At 65.8% G+C, this 386-nt stretch carries 1 protein-coding gene; it reads right to left on the bottom strand.

Going from position 1 to position 386, the window contains the following annotated elements:
* Positions 1–302: helix-turn-helix domain-containing protein (locus FF36_RS33830; RefSeq protein WP_131669497.1), on the bottom strand; the 302-nt coding region annotated here is incomplete at its 3' end.
* Between the last annotated feature and the right edge of the window lie 84 nt (positions 303–386).

The following is a 386-nucleotide window of genomic DNA, read 5'->3' as shown; positions in this document are numbered from 1 at the left end:
GTCCACCGCTCATCCACCCAGCCCGACGCCGCCGGCCCCCGATCCAACACCGCCTCCAACGCCCGCAACTGTTCTTCATCCAACCGGCAGCGTGACGTCGGCCCCCGCGACCGCAACCCCGCCACCCCACCGGCCTTCCACACCCGCCGCCACCGCTCCACCGACCGCTCAGTCACCCGCAACCCAGCGGCAACCTCCCGGTTCGACACACCCTGTTCGAACAAATGCGCGGCTTCTTGTCGTATCCGTTCCCGGCGATCTCGATCCTCAGCGGTCAACCCGCCACCCGTCGCATACCTCATACCAACGGACTACCCAACCCCCAACGATCACCCCAGCGATCACCACCGGATCAACCCGACCCGGCACATTAAAGATCAGTAGTG

Source organism: Frankia torreyi, from assembly GCF_000948395.1.
GTDB classification, from domain to species: Bacteria; Actinomycetota; Actinomycetes; order Frankiales; family Frankiaceae; genus Frankia; species Frankia torreyi.
The sequence above is the reverse complement of the archived record's forward strand: the minus strand, read 5'-3'. Positions and strand labels throughout refer to the sequence as shown.